This is a genomic window from Cellulomonas hominis, assembly GCF_901521055.1.
Taxonomy (GTDB): Bacteria; Actinomycetota; Actinomycetes; order Actinomycetales; family Cellulomonadaceae; genus Cellulomonas; species Cellulomonas endometrii.
In genome coordinates this window covers 62,485-68,577 of record NZ_CABEGA010000015.1, presented here as the reverse complement: position 1 = coordinate 68,577, position 6,093 = coordinate 62,485, and the positions used below count along the sequence as shown (strand labels likewise).

Sequence of the window (6,093 nt, the reverse complement as noted above, 5' to 3'; positions counted from 1 at the left end):
TTGGCAAAGGAGGGAGCGTAGAGTCGAGTGGGCGTGGAGATGGGTGGAGGAGGCAGGGTCAGTAAAGGAGAGGTGGGGGGGCGGGGGGAGGGTCCCTGAGTTGGGAAGTGGTCGGCTGGCGCCTTGGGCGTCGGGAACCCCGGAGAAGGAGGAGGTCCGCGACCGTCGCCGGCAGCGCGTGCGCCAGCGCGAGCGCCGACACGGGGCCGCCCGGCACCGCGACCCCCGCGGCGCGCCCGTGCACCAGCGCCGCGGCGGCCGCGAGCGCCGCGGCGAGCGGCGGGTCCTCCAGCACGTCGGCGGCCCGGCCGGCGAGCAGCGCCCCGAGCACGCCGGCCAGGACGTCCCCGGAGCCGGCCGTCGCGAGCCACCCGGGTGCGTCGGCCTGGGCGTAGACGGCACCGCCGGCGCCCACGACGACGGTGGTGCTGCCCTTGAGCAGCACGGTGGCTCCGGTGAGCTCGTGCGCGCGGCGCGCCCAGCGCAGCGGCTCGGCCTCGACGCCGGCACGGTCGACCTGCTCCCCGAGGCGGCCGAGCAGGGTCGCGAGCTCCCCGGCGTGGGGGGTCAGCACGCACCAGGGGGCGAGGTCCCGCGGCGCGACCGCGAGCGCCCCCGCGTCGAGCACCGCGGGCAGGCCGGTGCCGAGCGCCTCGTCGATCCCGCGCCGCACCCGCTTCGCCTGCTTGGCGTGGCCCGGGTCCACGCCGGGACCGAGCAGCCACGCCTGGACGCGGCCCTTCCCCGCGACGACCTCCGGCCGGGCGGCCAGCACGGGAGCGGCGACCTCGGCCGGCCCGACGTACCGCACCATGCCGACGCCCGCGAGCACGGCGGCCGACACGGTGAGCACCGCGGCGCCCGGGTAGGCGGGTGTCCCGGCCACCACGCCGAGCACCCCCCGGCTGTACTTGTGGTCCTCGGGCCCGGGCACCGGCCAGAGGGCGGCCACGTCCGCCGCCTCCAGCCGCGCGACGGCCGGGCGCTCCGGCAGCGGCAGGCCGAGGTCGACCACCTCGACGCGCCCGGCGCGGCGGGACGCCGGCGGGAGCAGCAGCCCGGGCTTCGCGCCGCCGAACGTCACGGTGAGCCCCGCCGGCAGCACCGGCCCGTCGGGGAGGGCGCCGTCGTCGACGCCGGCGCCGCTCGGGACGTCCACCGCCACGACGAGCGGCCGGTCCGGCGTCGCGGCCGCCGAGCCGGCGACCTCCTCCCCGGCCAGCAGGTCCGAGAGCAGCCCGACGAGCAGCCCGGCCACGCCGCGAGGCGCCCCCCGGCCGCCGATCCCCAGCAGCCCGTCGAGCACCACGTCCGCCGCGTACGCCTCGGCCACGGCGTCGCCCAGCCACACCGGTGCCAGACCGGGGTCGTCCCCCTCCGGCAGGCCCGACGGACCGGGACCGTCGGGGTCGACCGCCCGCACCGCCCGGCCGCCCGCGCGGCGCAGCGCCGCCAGGCCCTCCGCGTGCGGGGCGCCGGTGGTGCACACCGCGAGCACCTGCACGCCACGCCGCGCCAGGACCGCACCCGCGTGCAGCGCGTCTCCCCCGTTGTCGCCCGCGCCGACGAGCGCCACGACGCTCGCCCCCCGCACCCGCCCGCGCCGCTCGGTGAGCTCGGCCGCGACCCGGGCCGCCAGGCCCCATGCCGCCTGCTGCATGAGCGGCACCCCCCGCGCGAGCAGCGGCTGCTCCGCGGCCCGCACGTCGTCCGCCGTGTACCCCAGGATCATGCGCCCATCCTGGCCGAGGGCGCCGCGCGGCGCTCGGCCGTGACGGCGGTTACGTTCTGCGCATGCGATTCGGACTCTTCATCCCGCAGGGCTGGCGGCAGGACCTCACCGGCATCGAGCCGGCCGAGCACTGGGCCGTCATGAGCTCCCTGGCCCAGCACGCCGACGCCGGCGACGCGTACGACTCGATCTGGGTGTACGACCACTTCCACGCCGTGCCGCAGCCCAACGGCGAGGCGACCCACGAGGCATGGAGCCTCATGAACGCCTACGCCGCCACCACGAGCCGCGTGAAGCTCGGGCAGATGTGCACCTGCATGGCCTACCGGAACCCCGCCTACCTCGCGAAGGTCGCCACCACCGCGGACGTCATCTCGGGCGGGCGCGTGCAGATGGGCATCGGCGCCGGCTGGTACGAGCACGAGTGGCGCGCCTACGGCTACGGCTTCCCCCGCGCCGGCGAGCGGATCGCCATGCTCGACGAGGGCGTGCAGATCATGAAGCAGCTGTGGACCAACGGCGTCGCGACGCTGGACGGGCAGCACTACCAGGTCGACGGCGCCCAGCTCGCGCCGCTCCCGCTGCAGGTCGACGGCCCCCCGCTGTGGATCGCGGGCGGCGGCGAGCGCAAGACGCTGCGGATCGCCGCGGAGCACGCGCAGTACACGAACTTCGACGGCACGCCCGAGGGGTTCGCCCACAAGTCCGAGGTGCTGCGCGGCCACTGCGCCGACATCGGCCGGGACTTCGGCGAGATCACGCGCTCCGCCAACTACAACGTGGTGATCGGCGAGACCGAGGCGGAGGTCGACGACCGCATCGCCTGGGTCGAGGAGCACTACGCCCGCACGGTGCCGGAGAAGGCGCCCGAGGTCGCCGAGGAGTTCCGCCACGGCACGCTGGTCGGCACCCCGGAGCAGCTCGTGGAGAAGCTCACGCACCTCCAGGGCCTCGGCATGACCTACGCGATCACGTACTTCGCTGAGGCCGCGTACGACCGCTCCGGCATCGAGCTGTTCGAGCGCGAGGTCGTCCCCGCGCTGCGCTGACCGCCGTCGTCGCCGGGGCGGGCGGGCCTCAGTCCGCCTCGGCGACGACCATCGCCGACGCGATGCCCGCGTCGTGCGAGAGCGACAGGTGGAACCGCGTCACGCCGAGCTCGGCGGCGCGGGCGGCGACGGTCCCGATGACCTCGACCACCGGCTGCTCCCCGCGCACGCGGCGCACCGTGGCGTCCTGCCAGGACATGCCGGCGGGCGCGCCCAGCGCCTTCGCGATCGCCTCCTTCGCGGCGAACCGCGCGGCCAGCGACGAGGGCGGCAGGTCGCGCTCGTCCGGCGTGAACAGGCGCTCGCGCAGGGCGGGCACCCGCTCGACCGTCGCCATGAACCGCGCCACGTCGACCACGTCGATCCCGACGCCGACGATCACCGGGCGGTCACTCGACGGTGACGGACTTCGCGAGGTTCCGCGGCTGGTCCACGTCCAGGCCGCGGGCCGTCGCGAGCTCGCACGCGAAGATCTGCAGCGGCACGACGGACAGCAGCGGCGCGAGCAGCGTCGGGCTCTGCGGCACGTAGAACACCTCGTCCGCGTACGCGCGCACCGCCTCGTCGCCGTCCTCCGCGATCACCAGCGTGCGGGCGCCGCGGGCCCGGATCTCCTGGATGTTGGAGACGACCTTGGAGTGCAGCGAGTCCCGGCCCCGCGGGCTCGGCACGATGACGAACACCGGCTGCCCGGGCTCGATCAGCGCGATGGGCCCGTGCTTGAGCTCGCCGGCCGCGAAGCCCTCGGCGTGGATGTACGCGATCTCCTTGAGCTTGAGCGCGCCCTCCAGGGCCACCGGGAACCCGACGTGCCGGCCCAGGAACAGCACCGAGGAGGTGTCGGCCATCCACCGGGCGATCTCGCGCACGCGGCCGGCCCGGTCCAGGACCTCCTGGATCTTGCCGGGCATCGCCCGCAGGTCCTCGAGGATCTCGGCGATCTCGTCGGCGAACTTGTTGCCCCGCAGCTGCGCCAGGTACAGGCCCAGCAGGTACGCCGCGGTGATCTGCGCGAGGAACGCCTTGGTCGAGGCGACCGCGACCTCCGGCCCGGCGTGCGTGTAGAGCACGGCGTCGGACTCGCGCGGGATGGTCGACCCGTGGGTGTTGCAGATCGCCAGGACCTTCGCGCCCTGCTCGCGGGCGTGCCGCACGGCCATGAGCGTGTCCATCGTCTCGCCGGACTGCGAGATCGCGACGACCAGGGTCCGCTCGGTGAGGATCGGGTCGCGGTAGCGGAACTCGTGCGCGAGCTCGACCTCGACCGGGATGCGGCACCAGTGCTCGATCGCGTACTTGGCGACGTGGCCGGAGTAGGCCGCCGTGCCGCAGGCGATGACGATGATCTTGTCGACCGCGCGCAGCACGGACTCGTCGATCTTCATGTCGTCCAGCACGAGCCGCCCGTGGGTGTCGGTGCGGCCCAGCAGGGTGTCCTGCACGGCCTGTGGCTGGTCCGCGATCTCCTTCTCCATGAAGGAGCGGAACCCGCCCTTCTCGGCGGCCGCGGCGTCCCAGTCGATCGTGTACTCGCGGCCCTCGGCAGGGTTGCCGTCGAAGTCCGTCACGGTCACCGAGCGGGGCGTGATGACGACGACCTGGTCCTGCGCGAGCTCGAGGGCCCGGCGGGTCTCCGCGATGAACGCCGCGACGTCGGACCCGAGGTAGTTCGCGCCGTCGCCCAGCCCGACGACCAGCGGCGAGTCGTGCCGCGCGCCGACCACGGTGTCCGGGTGGTCCTCGTGCACGGCGAGCAGGGTGAACGTGCCGTGCAGGCGGCGCACGACCTGGCGCATCGCCTCGCCCAGGTCCTTGACCTCGGCGTAGGCGCGGGCGACCAGGTGCGCGACGACCTCGGTGTCGGTCTCCGAGAGCAGCACGGCGCCGTCGGCGACGAGCTCCTCCTTCAGGAGGGCGAAGTTCTCGACGATGCCGTTGTGGATCAGCGCCACCCCGCCGGCGACGTGCGGGTGCGCGTTCACGTCGGTCGGGCCGCCGTGCGTGGCCCACCGCGTGTGCCCGATGCCCGCGGTCGCGCCCGGCAGCGGCTCGGCGTCGAGCACGGCCGCGAGGTTCGCGAGCTTGCCCGCCTTCTTCGCGGTCGCCAGGCCGCCCGCACCGGTCACCAGGGCGACGCCGGCCGAGTCGTACCCGCGGTACTCCAGGCGGCGCAGGCCCTCCATCACGACCCCGAGCGGCTGCCCGTCCGGCTGATGGTCCCCGACGTACCCGACGATTCCACACATGGGCGCGAGTCTAGCCGCGGGGACCCGTCACGCGGCCGCGCCGTGACGCGGCCCACGTCGGACGGGCGCGGCCCCGCCGATCGGGCAGAATCGTCGGGTGCGCGCCACCGAGGTCCCCGTCCAGCCCTCGCCGTACGTGGAGCTCGACCGGGAGGCCTGGGTCCGGCTCTCGGAGTCGACGCCCCTGCCCCTCACCGACGAGGACGTCACCCGGCTCCGCGGTCTCGGCGACCCGATCGACCTCGCGGAGGTCGACGCGATCTACCGGCCGCTGTCGCGCCTGCTGGACCTGCACGTGACCGCGACGCGCCGGCTGCACGCGGCGGCGTCGACGTTCCTGCGCGAGGACACCCCCCGCACCCCGTTCGTGATCGGCGTCGCCGGGTCGGTCGCGGTGGGCAAGTCGACCACCGCCCGCCTGCTGCGCGAGCTGATGGCCCGCTGGCCCGCCACCCCGAACGTCGCGCTCATGACCACCGACGGCTTCCTCTACCCGAACGCCGAGCTCGAGCGGCGCGGGCTGATGGACCGCAAGGGCTTCCCCGAGTCCTACGACCGCCGGGCCCTGCTGCAGTTCGTGTCCCGCGTGAAGGCCGGGCACTCCGAGGTCCGCGCGCCGGTCTACGACCACGTCACCTACGACATCGTGCCGGGCGCGGAGGTCGTGGTCCGCAAGCCCGACGTGCTGATCGTCGAGGGCCTGAACGTGCTGCAGCCGGCGCCGTCCGCGGCGGGCACCTCCAGCACGTCGAACCTCGCCGTCAGCGACTTCTTCGACTTCTCGATCTACGTCGACGCGCGCACGCAGGACGTGCGGCAGTGGTACGTCGACCGGTTCCTGTCGCTGCGGTCGACGGCGTTCGCCAAGCCGGAGTCCTACTTCCACCGGTACGCCGCGCTCACGGACGAGGAGGCGACGGCACGCGCGGAGAGCATCTGGGACGCGATCAACGCCCCGAACCTGGTGCGGAACATCCTGCCGACGCGCAGCCGCGCCACGCTGGTGCTGACCAAGGGGACCGACCACTCCGTGCGCCGGGTGCGGCTGCGCAAGCTCTGAGCCGCG

General features: G+C 74.6%; 5 protein-coding genes. 2 read left to right on the top strand and 3 right to left on the bottom strand.

Annotated elements, in window-relative coordinates; genetic code table 11:
- Positions 1-58: 58 nt before the first annotated feature.
- Positions 59-1,732 (bottom strand): bifunctional ADP-dependent NAD(P)H-hydrate dehydratase/NAD(P)H-hydrate epimerase, encoded by a 1,674-nt coding sequence (locus KJP73_RS03740; RefSeq protein ID WP_213281408.1) that lies wholly within the window; start codon positions 1,730-1,732, stop codon positions 59-61.
- A 62-nt stretch (positions 1,733-1,794) separates the two neighbouring features.
- On the opposite strand from KJP73_RS03740, the gene KJP73_RS03735 reads away from it, so the two are divergent.
- Positions 1,795-2,781 (top strand): LLM class F420-dependent oxidoreductase, encoded by a 987-nt coding sequence (locus KJP73_RS03735; protein ID WP_213281407.1) that lies wholly within the window; start codon positions 1,795-1,797, stop codon positions 2,779-2,781.
- Between the two features lie 28 nt (positions 2,782-2,809).
- On the opposite strand, the gene KJP73_RS03730 is transcribed toward KJP73_RS03735, so the two are convergent.
- Entirely contained in the window at positions 2,810-3,163 is a 354-nt protein-coding gene (locus KJP73_RS03730; protein WP_213281406.1) for a holo-ACP synthase, read from the bottom strand.
- 7 nt (positions 3,164-3,170) lie between these two features.
- Positions 3,171-5,027 carry a glutamine--fructose-6-phosphate transaminase (isomerizing) gene (gene glmS / locus KJP73_RS03725; RefSeq protein WP_213281405.1) on the bottom strand — a complete coding sequence of 619 codons (1,857 nt, stop codon included), beginning with the start codon at positions 5,025-5,027 and terminating at the stop codon, positions 3,171-3,173.
- Between the two features lie 97 nt (positions 5,028-5,124).
- Here glmS and coaA point away from each other — a divergent pair, with 97 nt between their 5' ends.
- Entirely contained in the window at positions 5,125-6,087 is a 963-nt protein-coding gene (coaA, locus tag KJP73_RS03720) for a type I pantothenate kinase (protein ID WP_249669075.1), read from the top strand.
- Positions 6,088-6,093 lie beyond the last annotated feature (6 nt).

What these genes read in the sequence shown, in the direction of transcription:
- KJP73_RS03735 (WP_213281407.1), top strand. Translation starts at nt 1,795, where the DNA reads ATGCGATTCGGACTCTTCATCCCGCAGGGCTGGCGGCAGGACCTCACC.
- glmS (WP_213281405.1), bottom strand. Translation starts at nt 5,027, where the DNA reads ATGTGTGGAATCGTCGGGTACGTCGGGGACCATCAGCCGGACGGGCAG.
- KJP73_RS03740 (WP_213281408.1), bottom strand. Translation starts at nt 1,732, where the DNA reads ATGATCCTGGGGTACACGGCGGACGACGTGCGGGCCGCGGAGCAGCCG.